The organism is Kribbella sp. CWNU-51, from assembly GCF_054073265.1.
In genome coordinates this window covers 1-15382 of record NZ_JBSXMZ010000035.1, presented here as the reverse complement: position 1 = coordinate 15382, position 15382 = coordinate 1, and the positions used below count along the sequence as shown (strand labels likewise).

Sequence of the window (15382 nt, the reverse complement as noted above, 5' to 3'; positions counted from 1 at the left end):
TCGATTCTCAACAGCGGCGGAGACGGGATCGGGGGTGTCGCTGAGCATTCGGGTAACGGCGTCGCTCCACTGGAAGCCCTCGATTCTCTGGGTATCGAGTAGGCGCAGCCGAGAGTGTCGAACCAGGATGACCGGGAACGCCGCGAGTGCGACGTTCCCGGTCATCCTGGTTCCTGCGTCAGCAGGCGCCTGGGACCGCTGAGGTCACTCGCCGACCAGCTGGTCGTAGTGGGTCGTCAGCGACACGTGGTTGACGCCGTTGAAGACCTGCGGGATCTTGCCGTACGACGTGATCGCGGTCGCGGTGCCGTTCGCCTTGCTCATGGCGTACAGGTAACCGGCCTGGGTGTCGTGGTCGACAGCGACCAGCAGCGAACCGCCGCGGGTGCCGCAGCCCTGGACGACCAGGGATTCGTAGGCCGCGAAGCCGGTGGAGCGGATCAGCTTGACGACCGGCTTGGCCGTCGCGGTGACCGGGATCCGGATGGTGTAGAGCGCACCGGCGTTCGTGGTCATCAGCAGGGTGTCGTACGTCGCGGTCTCGCTGATCACCGTCATCGCCTTGAAGCCCCGGAACCCACCGAACGAGCCGAGGGACTTGAAACCGGCGCCGATCATCGCGTAGCGGTACAGGCTCCCGTTGGTGTTCAGGCCGTACAGGTACGCGTGCCGGGGCTGCGCGACGCTGTAGTTGGACGTGGCGATGGACTTGAAGCTCGTCCAGCCCGACCCGATCCGCTTGAAGGTCGGCACCGGCTCAGCAGTCTCGTCCGCCGGGAGGTAGGTCGTGTGCCGGTAGAGGTTTCCGCCCTGCAGGAACAGGCCGTAGTAGTAGAACTGTGTGCCCGCGGCGTTCATGGCCGCGTACCAGGTCGCGTTGGCGCGGGTGCCCACGAACTTGAACGACGGGTACGGCGCCGCCTCCGGCGGCCGGCCGGCGGTGACGTCCGCGCCCTCCATGGTGCCCGCGGCGGTGGGAAAGCCGACCGATGTGATGCAGGCCTCGGACGCGGCCTTCGTCGAATTCGCCTGGGCCGCCTTGGCCGACCAGGACGGCTTCGGGTCCGTCTGACTGGCGGCGCCGGCCGGAGCGGATGCGACGGTCGCGGCCACCAGGCCGAGACCAGCCACAGCAAGCACGAAGCGCTGCAGTTTCATTGAGATCCTCTTTCAGAAGGTGAGGTCTGTCTCGGTCAACCTCCGAGATCCAGATGACTCACCCCCACATCGCGGCGCTCATACCCCGCGTTACATCGAGCACGGACCGTGACGGCAGCAGGTTAATCGGTGACGATCGATTCGGCGACACCGTGGTTAGTTCACCTCCTAGCCCTGAGTGCTTATCGCCTCGCTGGTGTGTCCGGTTACTCCGCGCCTTCTTCTGGGCTTTCGATTCTCGGTGGAAATCGCTGCACCTGCTCGGCGAGCACACGGCGCCGCGCCGTCGTGGGGGTCTCGGCGCGGTGGCGCCAGGCGTAGTACGACGAGCGCGGCACCCGCAGCAGCCGGCGCATGAAAGACCGGGAGCTCGCCTTCTCCGCCTCACGCGCGGCCGCCCCGGACTCCGAGCCTCCACCCGTCCGGCGTACGGCAGGAGCGGGCAGGCAGGGCCTGCCGTGCCGCATCGGCCACCCCAGAGTTCAGTGACTTTCGTCTTCGCGACGCACTGGGCCAGCGACACCATCGTGAAGGCCTGCCTTGCGACGCGCAATGCCTGCCTCGCCAACGCGACCTTCGTCCTCGCACCAGCGGCATGCTGCAGACCGGCCCCAGCGATTGGCTGCGCGGCGCTGCGACGATCCCGCTCAGCAGCGCCACCCTACCGGGCGCCGTGAGCTGGTGGCTGAGCACCCTGGTAACGCCGAGGGAGGAGATCCCGATAGCTTCCCAAGGGGAGAAAGGGGGGATCCGTGATGCGACGCTGCCGCTACCGGCCAGCTCGCCCCGATCCGTACGCCGCGGACCTGGTCTACCGGCTGCGGGGGCTGCTGGCGATCGTGCTCGGGCCACCGCCTCGCGGCCCGGGCGCGGTACAACGAGACGACGAACTGCTCGACCGCGTGGCGGACCGGCGGCCAGGATCGGCCAACACACGCAGATAGGGCCCGAGTAGTTGCTCGGGGCCCTCGTCCTCGACTTTTCAGTTGACTTGGAGTTCACGGGGTTGAGCCGTTCGGACCTCGCCGCGATCTCCTGGGTAGCAGGCATCCGAACCGAACAGCTCGAACCCACGCCGCCGACCCGACGCCAGCCGGGGCAAACCCTGCAAAGGACTAGCGGCGGCGATCGCTCATCGCTACTGAGCCGGGAACCTTCCGAGTAGTAACGCGCGACCAGCAGGTTGCCGACCGCGGTGTCCTCAGTGAGTCGTTCACCGGGGACCCGTCGTCAGCGCGACTCGGGGCGGCCCAGCGAGAACATCACGGGAGACAGCGAAGGGCCCGGCCGCCCTGGGGGGTAAGGCGGCCAGGCCCGTCGGTTCGCGCGACCAGTAGAGTGCCGACCGCCAGTCTGTAAGGAGCGTCTTGGAGTTTAGCAGCTGACATGACAACGGCGATGCGCCGGCTCAGGGCGGCCGGCGTCATCGGGTGGGGCAATACCGTGCGGTCGGCTTGCGGTCTTCTGCGTGGCATCATCCGTGGCACCAAGTTGCGGATACTCAGGGGGATTCTCGCGTTTGCTGAGGGAACCGGGCGCGTAGCCCCGAGGCTCTCCCGCCCCTGGCGGGCGGGAGAGGATCCGGCCTTCGGCCGGGACGAAATCCCTTCTCTGGCTGGGGTTGGTGGGCGGCTACCAGACCGGCCCCCTCCACCCGAACCGGTTCCGGAAGTTCTCGCCTGATGGACGGCGGCGCTGCGCTTACTTCCTTGTCCATCAACCGAGAACTTCCGCAACCGCTTCGCGCGGAGCCTCTAGCCGATCCGGTAGGCGGCAGTAGCCGGCAGGCCCCAAAGGACGGGGCTGCCGCCAACACAAGCCCACCAGTGGGCAAACGGACCAGTCGCAAGGAGACCACCGTGAACAACCCGACCGAGATCACCTACCCCCACCGCACTTCTTCTGTTGCTGAGAGCAACGGCACGGGGTGGCCGCCCGCACACCGTGACGTGACTCCGGCCCCGCAGCCGATCCGGAACGGCCAGGTCGTGAGCGTCTGCTCGTGCGGCCGCGAGTTCGTCGGCGTCGACCCCGACCACGCGGACTGGCAGCTGATCGACCACATCGACAACAACGCCGAGACCGCCAACTAACCCACCGGCACGGGGAGCGTCGTGGTGACGGACCACGCACCCACGGCGCTCCCCGCACCACCTTCTGGAAGGAGCTGAACCGATGACGTTGACCGTGACTGATCTGTTCTGCGGTGCCGGTGGATCGAGCACCGGCGCTGTCCAGGTGCCCGGCGTGACCGTGCGGATGGCCGCGAACCACTGGAAGCTCGCCGTGGACACCCACAATTCGAACCACCCGACCACGGACCACGACTGCGCGGACCTGTCCCAGGTCGACCCGGGCCGTTACCCGCACACCGACGTGCTGTGGGCGTCGCCGGAGTGCACCAACCATTCCCAGGCCAAGGGCCGCAAGCGCAACGTGGACGCGCTGCCGGACCTGTTCGGCGACACCCTGCCCGACGAGGCGGCCGAGCGGTCCCGGGCGACGATGTGGGACGTGGTCCGGTTCGCCGAGCACCACCGCTACGCCGCGATCGTGGTCGAGAACGTCGTCGACGCCGCGCTCTGGGTGCTCTGGCCCGCGTGGCGCTCCGGGCTCGACGCATTGGGCTACTGCCTGCACGTCGTCTACCTCAACAGCATGCACGCCCAGGCCGGCGGGCTGCCTGCCCCTCAAAGCCGTGACAGGTTGTATGTGGTCGCGCACCTGCGGACGACCACATGTCCGGACCTGAACCGGTGGACCCGCCCCCTGGCGTACTGCGCGGGGTGTGACCGGATGGTGCGGGCGATGCAGGCGTGGAAGAAGCCGGACCGGACGTGGGGCCGGTACCGCGCCCAGTATGTGTGGCGCTGCCCGAACGTTGCCTGCCGCAACCAGGTCGTTGAGCCCGGCTGGCTCCCGGCGGCGGCGGCGATCGACTGGAGCCTGGTGGGGGAGCGGATCGGGGACCGGACCCGGCCGCTGGCCGACAAGACCATGGAGCGGATCCGTGCCGGGCTGGCCCGGTATGTGCGGCCGGAGTTGCTGGTGCCGGTCGAGGGCCGTGACGGCAAGACCGCCGCCTCTGCCTGGGAGGCGATGCGGACCATGACGACCCGCAACGAGACCGGGCTACTGGTTCCGGCCGGTGGCACCTGGAACGAGACCGCGACGCCGCTGAGTGAGGTCATGCGGACCCGGACCACTCGTGAGTCGGAGGCGCTGGTGGTGCCGCTGCGCAACAACAACACCACCAAGCAGGTGTCGGAGCCGTTCGACACGTTCGCGGCAGCAGGCAACCACCACGCGCTGCTGATGCCCTACTACGGCAACGCCACCACCCGCCCGACAACCGCACCGCACGGGACATTCACCACCCGGGACCGGTACGCGCTGATCATGCGCAACAACGGCTCCCGCTACACGGGTGCGGAGATATGCACCCCCGCGGCCGAGACGCTGCGCACGCTTACCACCGCCGGGCACCAGTCCTTGCTCGAGCCGCAGACCGTCGCGGTCGAGGACTGTCTGTTCCGCATGCTCGAGCCGCACGAGGTCGCCGCCGGAATGGCATTCACCCCCGGCTACGTCGTCTTGGGCAACAAGCGCGAGAAAGTCCGCCAGCTCGGCAACGCCGTCACCCCACCCGCCGCGCGCGACCTGATCGCCGCCGTCGCCGAATCTCTCGGACACGACCTCACCGACCTGAACGCCGCCTAAACACCTGCTGGAGGGGCCCGACCACGGTGCCCCTCCAGCCTAAGCGCACCTGGAGATCTCACGATGACTACCTCGTCACGGAAGGCAAGGATCCGTCCTCGAGCGGCGGCACCCGATCGGCTCGCCCGCGCCGCACTGTGGCACGCCGCGCGCGGGCTGGCCGTGTTTCCTCTTGGCCCTGGTTCGAAGGTTCCCGCAATCGAGGACTGGCCGCATATGGCCACCACCGACTCCGACCAGATCATGCGGTGGTGGCGCGAAGCCCCCTACAACATCGGCGTGGCCACCGGACCGTCAGGGCTGCTGGTGATCGACCTGGACCAGCCCAAACGAGGCAGCGAGCCTCCGCCCGAGCCATGGCGCAGCCAAGGAGTCACATGCGGGCGCGACGTGCTCGACCAGCTCGCCGCCGAAGCCGGCCAGGCCATGCCCCGCACCTGGTCTGTCAGCACACCCAGCGGAGGACAACACCTGTACTACCGGCAACCCACGCGAACCGACCTCGGCAACACCGCCGGACGGCTCGGCTGGAAGATCGACACCCGAGGCCACGGCGGCTACGTCGTCGGCGCCGGATCGGTCATCCAGGGACACCGCTATCGAGCCGACGTCATCCGCCGACCCGCCGACCTCCCCGACTGGATCATCGCCGCACTGCGTGCGCAAGACGTGAACTCCGTCTCAAGCAGGGCAGGCACGCCCTGCAGGCTTGGCGGCGCGTACGGGCTGAAAGCGCTCACGGGTCAGCTCGACAAGCTGCTGGCCTCCACGCCCGGTCACCGCAACGACGACCTGAACGGCGCGGCGTACGCTCTCGGCCGCGTCGCAGCAGCCGGAGCGCTCCAACCCCAGGTCATCCGCGACGAACTACTCTCCGCCGCGACACGGATCGGGCTCGGTAGGCGAGAGGCGGAACGAACGATCGAATCCGGCCTCACCGCAGGTCTGCGCAACCCGCGTTCGCTTTGATGATTGCCCACGAGGTGTCGTCGGTGGGACCGTGGCGAAGCCGACCGAAACCATCACCTCAGGACTGCCGCAAGAGGCCGACACCCTCGCCAACACCCGCCTTGACGGGGGACACGAACAAAACCCAAGACCGAGCGGGTAAACGGCGGCTCAGCCTGCTTGGGCGGTATTCACTTCGATCGGTGGCACACCTGATCGGCGCCAGGCCCAAGCCAGTGTCGCGAATACGCCGTCGACAAATCCCGGTTTGCCAGGCGGGCTGTCGGCGACCACTTGCTCTGCGATCTGCGTCTCCTCGGCGACCAGCTCCTCGTACGCCTTGTCCGGCATATCGGTCACGGGCGAGGGTACGAACACGCTGGTCGGCCCATTCACACCTCGGACCCTGATGATCACGCCCGCCAGCCACTTGCAGGTCGAGCACACACCCCGCAGGTACGAATCCTCCGGCTCGCCGGCCGCTTCCATGGCATCGGCACGGCGCTCGGCCGTCAGCCAGAGCAGGGCAAATTCGCGCACCGGAATGCGGAGGTTCGTCCGCGGTATCCGGTCGCCTGCCAGTGAGCTCCATGCCACAACACGGTCCCACACGGCGCCGACAGTTTCCACGTCCCCGGCGGCCTCAGATACCCGGCGCCCGACGCTCATCTGACGTCGATCCCAACAGGTCAGCCGGGCTCGCCATGCTCCGAGCCCTGCCCGCGGCGTTGTCTGGACGAGTTGGAAACTCGTGATCCCGAGGGCCCCGCCCCTTCGTCACTCGCTCTCGCCGGCGGCTGGCTCGGCGGGCACGGGTTCGAGCAGTTCGGGACCGTTGTTCGTCACGTCATTGACCGCTTTGGAGATCGCGTAGACCTCGAGCGCGGCCGGCGGTGCCATCAGGCCTTGGATGGTCTCGACGTCGTCGAGCCCGGGGTCGAGCCACTGTTCCCAGTTGTCGGGTGTGACGGCCATCGGCATCCGGTCGTGGATCCGGCCGACGTCGTCGGTCGCGGTGGTGGTGATGATGGTGAATGAGGTCAGCCACTTGTTCGGATCGTCGTCTGCCTTGTCTGGGTCGCGCCAGAACTCGTACAGGCCGGCCAGGGCGAGCACGTCGTCGGGGTTGGCGGGATGGATGTAGAAGGGCTGCTTCAAGGGCTTGCCCGACTTGCCGAGCTGCTGGGTCGGGAACCACTCGTAGAACCCGTCCACCGGGATCAGCAGCCGCCGTGACTTGAACGCGCGCCGGAACGCCGGCTTCTCGTGAACGGTCTCGGCGCGGGCGTTGATCAGGCGGTTGCCGATTTTAGGGTCCTTGGCCCAGGACGGGACCAGGCCCCATTTCAGGTTCCGGAGCTGGCGGACCGGGTCGGTCTCCTCGTCTGCGCCGCGCGGCGGCCGGGCGAGCACGGTCGGGCTGGTCTTGGTCGGCGCGACGTTGTAGTCCGGCGCCTTCTCCTCGTCGGCCAGCGCCTCCTCGATCTTGAACGTCTCCAGCAGGTCCTCGCGGCTTCGGGTGGATGCATAGCGTCCGCACATAGCTGCCAGCCTGCCAGACCCGGGCGACAGTCGCCGCCGTCACAAGACCGGTAACCGACCGTGCTGAAGGCTCGCCGGTGCAAGCCAGGCCTGTGGGCCCGCCGAGTGGGTACCGCGCAGGCGTCAGCGATGACGGAGGGAGTCTCAGATGCCCGAGGCAACAACCAGAAGCAACAATCGCCGGGCCGGGACCGCCGAAGAGGTTCAGCAGGTCTCGCGCGGCAACACGCCGGTCGGCGTGACGAGCATCAAGCTCGGGCGGAGCCAGGACTCGATCCGGTCAAAGGCGCGCTCTGAGGGGAGCTCGCTGGCGCCGCCGAACCGGTCGCCGTACGGCGACATGAGCTGACGAGAGGGCGCATGCTGGTGCCGTGTCGAGCGCGCGGCGGTGCGGGAAGTGCGACGGGGCCCGACGTCCCTGAGCACAAACGGGATGAATTGCACTTGATGCAACATTGCTCGCTGGTCCGGATCGGCTAATCGCGCTGGTCAGGGAGGTGCAACGAGAGTGCGGGCTTGACCGTCGCCGGCCACTGACCTGGGCAGACGAGTTCACAGCAACATTGATGCATCTAATACAACAGCCTGGAGATGGTCTGATGGATCGCGACGCGAAGCAGAGCCCCCATGCTGCGATGCCCGGTCTGACTGTTCAACGTAAAGCCCCTACCGTGTCGTTGCAGGCTCAGCTGATCGGAACCCTCGAGATCGACACCTCAACAAACTGCCTGGTAGTCCGCACCCCCATGAGCAATGCTGCCGGCACCGACAGCCTCGTCGACATCGATGTCGCCTGGCCTCCAGGCTGGAGTGTCGCACTCCGTGACGGCACATCCGCCCTCATTGATGCAACAGGACAGCTGGCCGCCCGGCCAGGCGACGAGATAGCCGTCGGCGGAGGCTTCGAAAACACAACCGATATCGGCGTCGTCTCATGCACAGGCCACGAGCGGGTATTCGAGGCGTACAAGCTCAGGCGTACTTGAGCGTACTTGTCGAAGCTCGACGAGGACGCCCCTGTCGTCTTCATGGCCCAAACACACTGCTCACGAAGAGTCAGCGATCACAGTCCCCAATCGCCCCAAAGAGGACGGGATACCGCACACTTCGAATATGCACCGGTTGCCAGTCCACCGGTTCTGCCCGCACCGGGACAAGCCGCTGACCGTCCAGCGGGTGGTGGTCGTGGTGTGGCCGCCGTTCGGCCGGGTCCGGCGCAGAGGCCCCGCGTGACGCCGGCGGGGCGGCGTAGCGAGCCGACCGGGGTGCGGATCCCGGCTGAGTTAGCCGGACCCGTGGAGGTCGCGTTGGCCCGCTCGGTCGACCAGATCCCGGCACCGAACGCCCTGCCAGGTGGATCACGCTACGAGGTGAATGGGACGGCTACCGTGGCGCGATCGTCCGCAGCGGTGACCGGGCGCGGCTGTGGACCCGCAACCGGCATGAGATCAGCGACCGGTTCCCCGACATCGTCACCGCCGCCACCCGGCAGCTCCCGGACGGAGTCGTGCTCGACGGCGAGCTGGTGATCCTCGGCCCGGACGGCCGGTTGAGTTTCGACGCGCTGCAGCAGCGTCTCGTCACCAGCCCGGCGAAGGCGCGTGCGAAGGCTGCCGAGCTGCCGGCCTCGTTTGCCGCGTTCGATCTGCTCGCGGCCGGTGGGGTCGATCTGCGGACCCAGCGCTGGGCGGTGCGCCGCGAGCGGCTGGAGCAGGTGTCGCGCGGCTGGGTGCCGCCGCGGCAGCTGACCCCGGTCACCGCCGACGTCGATGAGGCCACCGAGTGGTTCGAGGTGCTGCCGTCCGCGATGGGCGTGGAGGGTCTGGTCGTGAAGGGCGCAGCCTCCCGCTATACCCCGGGTCGCCGCGACGCCTGGGTGAAGGTGAATTCTGTCGGGGTCGGCGGTGTCCGGTGGTCCGGACTTGGATGCATCTGCGCTGGTCGCGACCGATCTTGTGTGGGGGGTGGCGTGGGCGACAGGTGTCGCGCACGCACAAGCTTTCGGGCAGTGGCCGCAGACGATCCTCACAGCACGAGCTGACGGCGGCGGCGATCGGGTCATGCTCGCGGCGCTCTCCGTCGCCGAGGTCGCCCGATGCCGAGGGTAATCCGATGAGGCGGCGCGATGGGATCAGGCGATCGAGAAGTGTCGCGTCGCCGGCGCGCCATGGCACGCCGCCGTGCCGCGCCTGCGCGGTGCCGACGCCTTGATCGCCAGCGGGTCGGTGGGCTCCAACATGAGCGAGTTCTTGCGGCGAGCACACCGGACCGCTGGTGGGCCCGACCGTTGCAGGAGGATGTGGATGGCACGCGTCACGCTTCGCCCAACCGTCCCGATCGCGGACACACCTCGAGCACCAGCAGCGCTCGCCGGCCTCACCGCGCGGGAAGGGGCAATCCAAGCTTCCCGCGGCCGGACGCTCCAACGGAGAGATCGCGAGGAACTCGTGATCAGCGACGAGACTGTCAGGGTGCACGTGTCCAAGATCCTTCGCAAGACCGGCACCTCGACTCGAGTGGAGGCGGCAGCGCTCGAACCGCTGTACCCGCGTGAGTGTGCGGGACTCGGCGATCGACCTATACAGCAGGCGCGTGGCGGCGCCGATACAACCACAGCCCGCCGAGTGCCAAGCCCGCACCGCCGAGTGCGGACGCGCCCGCCTGCAGCACCTCGGCCCCAGTGTCGTCTGACGGACCTGGGTCTAGCGCCGCCTCTGCGGGGGACAGCGGCGCGGGGACCTCCTGGCACACAGAGTGGTAGGCCCAGTGGCAATCCGGCATTGTTTTCGGACCTGTCGGATCTGCTGGCGACGTTGGCACGTCGAGCTTGTACTCCGGGTAGTTGGGAGGTCCCGGGTTCGGCACTGTGGTCGAAGGCTCGGGCGGGCCGTTGGGGTCGGGCTTCAGGGAGGCGGTTGCCGGCGCGGTGGTGGCCATGAGGGCCAGCAGGATGCCTGCGCCGCTCGCTGTCAGCGCGGCCAGAGCTTTCCTCCGCGCTTGGGACGTGGGGTTCGGTGCGTGTGCGGACATGATTCTTGTGCTCCTGTTTCGCGTCCGGCGGGGGTGTGCCGCTTCTGGTGTGCCCCGGGTGCGCCTGACGTTGCTTGATTCCGTTTGTCGCTCAGCGCGGTATCGCGTCGGTTTGAGTGCGGTATCACGGCGGTATCGCTGCCGTTGACGGGCTGGTTCGGGGGGCCGAGAGTCGAGGGATGGGTATCTCAGTTCTCGGCCCGCTCACGATCGAGGGGGATCACAAGACGCTCGGACGACGCGACCGGGTGGTGCTTGCGGCGCTCGCCGTGCACCCCGGAGACGTGGTCAGCGCCGAGAAACTGGCCGACGTGGTGTGGGGGGAGCAGGTACCTGCGTCTTGGCCGAAGGTGGTGCAGGGCTGTGTAGTCCGGCTCCGCAAGGTTCTTGGTATCCACGCGATCGAGACCTTGCCGCTGGGCTACCGCCTCGCGGTACCGCTGGACGAGATCGACGCGCAGCAGTTCGAGCGCGCGGTCGGCCGTGCTCGCAAGCTGCTGGCGGCCGGTGACACTGAGCGGTCAGCGCTGGTTCTCGCGGATGCGCTGACGTTGTGGCGGGGCCGACCTCTCACCGATCTAGACGGGTGGGACGTCGGCCGGATCGAGGCGGGGCGGCTGGAGGAGTTGCGGCGCACGGCTGAGGAGTTGTACGTCGAGGCGGCACTGCGGTCGGGGCAACACGACAAGGTCATGGCCACGGCGCAAGGGTTCGTGGCGGAGGATCCGCTGCGCGAACGCCGCTGGGTTCTGCTGGCGACGGCGCAGTATCAGGCCGGCCGGCAGGGCGAGGCTCTGCGGACCATCCAGCGGCTGCGCAAGCTGCTGGATCGTGAGCTCGGCTTGGACCCAGGCCCGGACATCGACGCGCTGGAGCAGGCGATCCTGCGCCAGGACCCGTCCTTGGTGGTGGAGAGCGCGCTGCCGGAGCCAAGCCCGGACTGCCCGTATCTCGGCCTGAAGCCGTACGACGTGGACGACGCGGACGGCTTCTTCGGCCGGGATTCCGACGTCGCTGCGTGCCTGCACAAGCTGTCGGAGAGCTCGGCACTAGCGGTGGTCGGCCCGTCCGGTTGTGGCAAGTCCTCGCTGGTGCGGGCAGGGGTCGCGGCTGCTTTGCGCCGGGATGGGACCCGCGTCGTGGTGATGACCCCGGGTGCGCGTCCGGTCGCCGCGCTGGCCGCTGCGATGCCGGGCCAGGGCGCTCCGCCCGCGCTGGTCGTCGACCAGTGCGAGGAGGTGTTCTCGCTGTGTCAGGACACCGCCGAGCGCGAGACATTCCTGACCGCGCTGAGCGCCCACCAGGCGGTGGCGCCGCTGATCTTGTCGTTCCGCGCCGATCGGCTGGCCGACGTCTCCTCCCATCCCGGCTTCGCCCGCACCGTGGAGCAGGGGCTGTATCTGCTCGCCGGCATGACTGAGACCGATCTGCGGGCTGCGATCGAGCATCCGGCCCGGCTGGCCTCGCTGGTCGTCGAGCCGGGTCTGGTCGATCTGCTGGTCAACGACGTCGCCGACCAGCCGGGCGCACTTCCGCTGATGTCGCACGCACTGGCCGAGACGTGGCAACGGCGTGAAGGCCGCACCCTGACCGTGGCGGGCTACCACGCCTCGGGCGCGATCCGGGGTGCGGTCGCCCAAACGGCCGAGGAGATCTACAAGCGAATCCCGGCAGGCCAGCGCCCCGTACTGCGCGACCTGATGCTGCGCCTAGTCACACCTGGCCCAGAAGGCGAGCCGGTCCGCAGCCGGCTGTCACGGCGGTTGGTCGTCACCGGGCCTGAGAACGACGCGATGATCGATCTGCTGGTCGGCTCCCGGCTGGTCACCAGCGACGCCGGTGTCGTCGAGCTCGCCCACGAGTCGCTGGCCCGCGCCTGGCCGCGACTGCGCGGCTGGCTCGACGACGACCTCGAAGGCCAGCAGATCCTGCACCACCTCGCCCCCCTGGCCGACTCCTGGGACACGCTCGGCCGCCCCGACAGCGAGCTCTACCGCGGCGTCCGCCTCGCCAAGGCGCTGGACTGGCAAGAGCGTACGACGCTTGCCCTGACAGCCACCGAACAAGACTTCCTGGCCGAGAGCAAGCGACTGTCGAAGGCGGAGCTGCGCGCCGCCGAAAGCCAGGCCCGGCACCAGGCCCGCGTCAACCGCCGCCTCCGCGCCGCCCTGGCCACCTCGGCCCTCCTGCTCATCGGCGCACTGATCGCCGGCCTCGTCGCCGTCCGCCAGGCCGAACGCGCCGAACGAGCGGCGACCAGCGAGCTCGCGCGCCGGGTCGGGGCACGCGCACAGCTGACCAACGGCATCAGCCACTCGCTGCTGCTCGCCGCGCACGGGGCCCGGCTGGACGACTCGCCCGAGACCCGGGCAAACCTCGTGGCGGCGATCGACAGACATCCACAGTTGCTCAGATCGTTCCCCGCCTTGAGCGGGTATGTGAACGGCATCTCGGTGTCCCCCGATGGAAGCCGGATCGCTGCCGGTGACGACCGGGCGGCGTTCCAGGTGTACGACGCCGGCACGGGTCGAGTAACCGACTCATACTCATTCGGTGCGGCGAGCGTCGCGCCTGCGTTCAGCACAGCGCTCTACAGTCCGGACGGCAGGTACCTAGCGGCCACCGCCACCCCCTCGATGCTTCGGCTGCTCGACGCCGAGAACCTCGACCCGCTACCCCTCGCCGTCCCACCACCCACCGGCCCATACCTCGACATCGCCTTCAGCGCCGACTCACGGCATCTCGCTGCCAGCGTCTTGACGGAGTCCAGCTACTTGGCCGGCCCCCTTGAGGCGCGCGTGCGCCTGCTCGTGTGGGACCTCGGCTCGGCCAGCCACGCACCGCGTCAAGTGGCCGTCGCGCATGGGGCCCTGGGAATCGCACTCAGCCCGGACGGGCGAACCATTTACAGCGGGTCTCCACTCACCGCGTACGACGTGGCCACGGGCAAGCAAAAGTGGCAGCGCCCCGACCTCCGAGGCCTACTCAGCATCGACATCAGCACGCGAGGCGACCTGCTGGCGCTCCAACTGCTGAACCAGGACGGGACGAACGGCACCGCGATAAGCCTGGTCGACGCACACGCCGGCAAAACCGTCAAGGTGCTGCGCGGGCACGCCGACCCGCCCCACAGCCTGGCCTTCTCCCGCGACGGCACGCTGCTGGGTTCGGCTTCGCGCGGTGGGGCGGTCATCGTCTGGGACGTGGCCACCGGCACCCTCCGCGACCGCATCGAGACGTTCGAACCGCAGACCGCAATAAACATCTTGTCCCTCGGCCAGACGCGGGTCGGCTTCAGCCCCGACGGCCAGACGCTGTACACCGGCGGCGACGAGGGCATCATTCGCGTCTACGACCTGTCCGGGCACCGGCAATACCTTCACCGGTCGCAGGCCCTGCCCGCCCGCGACTACCTGCACGTTCTCGCCTCCGACGACGGCAGGAAGACGGCCTACCTGTGGCGCGGCGGCAAGGACTCCTGGGTGAGCTTCGCGGACACCACAACCGGCGCCACCACCACCCCCGCGCGCCTCGGCATCCAGCTCGAAGAGGGACCGTCGACGTCCGCAACCTGGCACCCCGACGGCCGACACCTCGCCATCCACGACGAAGACGAGATCGCCGTTGCGGACTCCCAGACCGGGAAGGTACGCACGGAGAACTTGGGCCTGGACATCTCCGCGATGACCTACATCGAACGCGGCGACCGCATCGCCGTCACCGACTCGCTAGGCAACCTCCACTACTTCGACGCAGAGACGCTACTGCCCAGCAACACGGTCCCGGGGAGCGCAAGTCTCCTTGCAGGGTCACCGGACGGTCAGACCGCGGTGCTCTTCGACCCCTCACCGGATTTCGCCAACCAGCACTGGGAGATCATCCACACTGGCACCGGCGAGATGGTCTCGGACGGCGATCTGGAGAGGCTGAGCGTCAACGACGCGACATATTCACCCGACGGTCGCCTCATCGCGGTTATCGGGCGCAGCGGTGAGGTACTCACCATCGATCCACAGTCGAGACAGGTCAGGCGCGCGCCGACTTCCGGACACAACGATCGGGGCCTGTTCGTTCGCTTCTCACCAGACGGCTCGCACCTGGTGTCGGGCGCCGCGGACGGCACCGTCAGCCTCTGGGACGCGCACACACTCGACCTCCTCGGCACTATCGCCATATCCACCGGAACCGAGCCAGTCGCCGTCTCGCCAACCTTTGCTGAGAGCAACGACATTGTGACCATCGCGGCGTACGACGGACAGACCTACCGCTGGGACACCCGCCTCGACCACGCCATCGCCACCGCCTGCACAATGGCGGGTCGCAACCTCACCCGCGACGAGTGGACCCAGGCGTTCGCCGACCGGCCGTACGAGAAGACCTGCCCCTGATCTCGGCCGCCCCGGCAGCCGGTGGCTCCTGGGCCGCGCCGCCGAAGCGACCGTATACGGGACAGAGTGACAGCCCTAGATCGACAATCGCTGCGACCGGGCCGCCACGTCGGACCCCGAAGGGCTCCCGCATCGCGCCGTCCAGTCGCTGACCAGCAGCCGTCTGCCACCTCAGGCTCGGGTGTCGCGCACCCCACCACGGCCTGTAGATACGACAATGCACGACATCTTCCTCACCCCAACGAAAGGTCAAGCACCGCGACACCGTCGAGGTGATCGTCGGCGGCGTTCTCGGTCCGCTTGGTCACCCCGAGGTCGTGATCGCTGGCCGCTACGCCGCGACCGGCGAGCTTGTCATGGTCGGAGGCACCGTGGTCCTCACGGCGGCACAGCCGGCCGAGCTTGGCGCCGTACTGACGCCGGCCCGTCGCGACCATCCGTGGCCGGACGAGATCAGCTCGCAGCGCCGACCCGGCCCGGACAGGCCAATCAACCCGATCGGGTGAATCCCGCGCGCCGGCCGGGCAGCGCGCCGGTCAGCCGTCCGGGTCGGTCCGGGAGATCGCCGGCGCCCGCCGCGCGGAGCGGTACGGCCA

Annotated in this window: 13 protein-coding genes; 8 read left to right on the top strand and 5 right to left on the bottom strand. The window is 68.4% G+C overall.

The window, feature by feature from the left end; translation table 11 throughout:
• Nucleotides 1–204 precede the first annotated feature (204 nt).
• Both ACXC9Q_RS30330 and ACXC9Q_RS30325 read right to left on the bottom strand, forming a co-directional pair.
• Nucleotides 205–1158 (bottom strand): hypothetical protein, encoded by a 954-nt coding sequence (locus ACXC9Q_RS30330; protein ID WP_457060043.1) that lies wholly within the window; start codon nucleotides 1156–1158, stop codon nucleotides 205–207.
• Nucleotides 1159–1364: 206 nt separating this feature from the next.
• Nucleotides 1365–1625 carry a hypothetical protein gene (locus tag ACXC9Q_RS30325; RefSeq protein ID WP_457060042.1) on the bottom strand — a complete coding sequence of 87 codons (261 nt, stop codon included), beginning with the start codon at nucleotides 1623–1625 and terminating at the stop codon, nucleotides 1365–1367.
• 288 nt (nucleotides 1626–1913) lie between these two features.
• On the opposite strand from ACXC9Q_RS30325, the gene ACXC9Q_RS30320 reads away from it, so the two are divergent.
• The 4 genes from ACXC9Q_RS30320 (at nucleotide 1914) to ACXC9Q_RS30305 (ending at nucleotide 5847) form a co-directional block, all read left to right on the top strand.
• Nucleotides 1914–2102 carry a hypothetical protein gene (locus ACXC9Q_RS30320; RefSeq protein ID WP_457060041.1) on the top strand — a complete coding sequence of 63 codons (189 nt, stop codon included), beginning with the start codon at nucleotides 1914–1916 and terminating at the stop codon, nucleotides 2100–2102.
• A gap of 915 nt (nucleotides 2103–3017) precedes the next feature.
• Complete coding sequence (locus tag ACXC9Q_RS30315; protein ID WP_457060040.1) at nucleotides 3018–3251, top strand: hypothetical protein; 234 nt, start codon at nucleotides 3018–3020, stop codon at nucleotides 3249–3251.
• Between the two features lie 82 nt (nucleotides 3252–3333).
• Nucleotides 3334–4878 (top strand): DNA cytosine methyltransferase, encoded by a 1545-nt coding sequence (locus ACXC9Q_RS30310; protein WP_457060039.1) that lies wholly within the window; start codon nucleotides 3334–3336, stop codon nucleotides 4876–4878.
• A gap of 63 nt (nucleotides 4879–4941) precedes the next feature.
• Nucleotides 4942–5847, top strand: coding sequence for a bifunctional DNA primase/polymerase (locus ACXC9Q_RS30305; protein WP_457060038.1), 906 nt, complete (start codon nucleotides 4942–4944; stop codon nucleotides 5845–5847).
• Between the two features lie 150 nt (nucleotides 5848–5997).
• Here the strand turns inward: ACXC9Q_RS30305 and ACXC9Q_RS30300 are convergent, their stop codons facing one another.
• Both ACXC9Q_RS30300 and ACXC9Q_RS30295 read right to left on the bottom strand, forming a co-directional pair.
• The gene (locus tag ACXC9Q_RS30300; protein WP_457060037.1) at nucleotides 5998–6495 is read right to left on the bottom strand and encodes a hypothetical protein; all 498 of its coding nucleotides are present in this window, start codon (nucleotides 6493–6495) and stop codon (nucleotides 5998–6000) included.
• A gap of 108 nt (nucleotides 6496–6603) precedes the next feature.
• Nucleotides 6604–7368 (bottom strand): SOS response-associated peptidase, encoded by a 765-nt coding sequence (locus ACXC9Q_RS30295; protein WP_457060036.1) that lies wholly within the window; start codon nucleotides 7366–7368, stop codon nucleotides 6604–6606.
• A gap of 148 nt (nucleotides 7369–7516) precedes the next feature.
• Between ACXC9Q_RS30295 and ACXC9Q_RS30290 the strand changes: the two genes are divergently transcribed.
• From ACXC9Q_RS30290 to ACXC9Q_RS30275, 4 genes are all read left to right on the top strand, one after another.
• Nucleotides 7517–7717, top strand: a complete 201-nt coding sequence (locus ACXC9Q_RS30290) for a hypothetical protein (protein WP_457060035.1) — start codon at nucleotides 7517–7519, stop codon at nucleotides 7715–7717.
• A gap of 250 nt (nucleotides 7718–7967) precedes the next feature.
• A complete protein-coding gene (locus ACXC9Q_RS30285) occupies nucleotides 7968–8354 on the top strand; it encodes a hypothetical protein (protein WP_457060034.1) in 387 nt (128 codons plus the stop codon).
• A 371-nt stretch (nucleotides 8355–8725) separates the two neighbouring features.
• Nucleotides 8726–9409 (top strand): ATP-dependent DNA ligase, encoded by a 684-nt coding sequence (locus ACXC9Q_RS30280; RefSeq protein WP_457060081.1) that lies wholly within the window; start codon nucleotides 8726–8728, stop codon nucleotides 9407–9409.
• A 1168-nt stretch (nucleotides 9410–10577) separates the two neighbouring features.
• Nucleotides 10578–14786: an nSTAND1 domain-containing NTPase gene (locus tag ACXC9Q_RS30275; protein ID WP_457060033.1), complete on the top strand. Its 4209-nt coding sequence runs from the start codon at nucleotides 10578–10580 to the stop codon at nucleotides 14784–14786.
• Between the two features lie 233 nt (nucleotides 14787–15019).
• Here ACXC9Q_RS30275 and ACXC9Q_RS30270 read toward each other — a convergent pair whose 3' ends face one another.
• Nucleotides 15020–15223, bottom strand: a complete 204-nt coding sequence (locus tag ACXC9Q_RS30270) for a hypothetical protein (RefSeq protein WP_457060032.1) — start codon at nucleotides 15221–15223, stop codon at nucleotides 15020–15022.
• Nucleotides 15224–15382 lie beyond the last annotated feature (159 nt).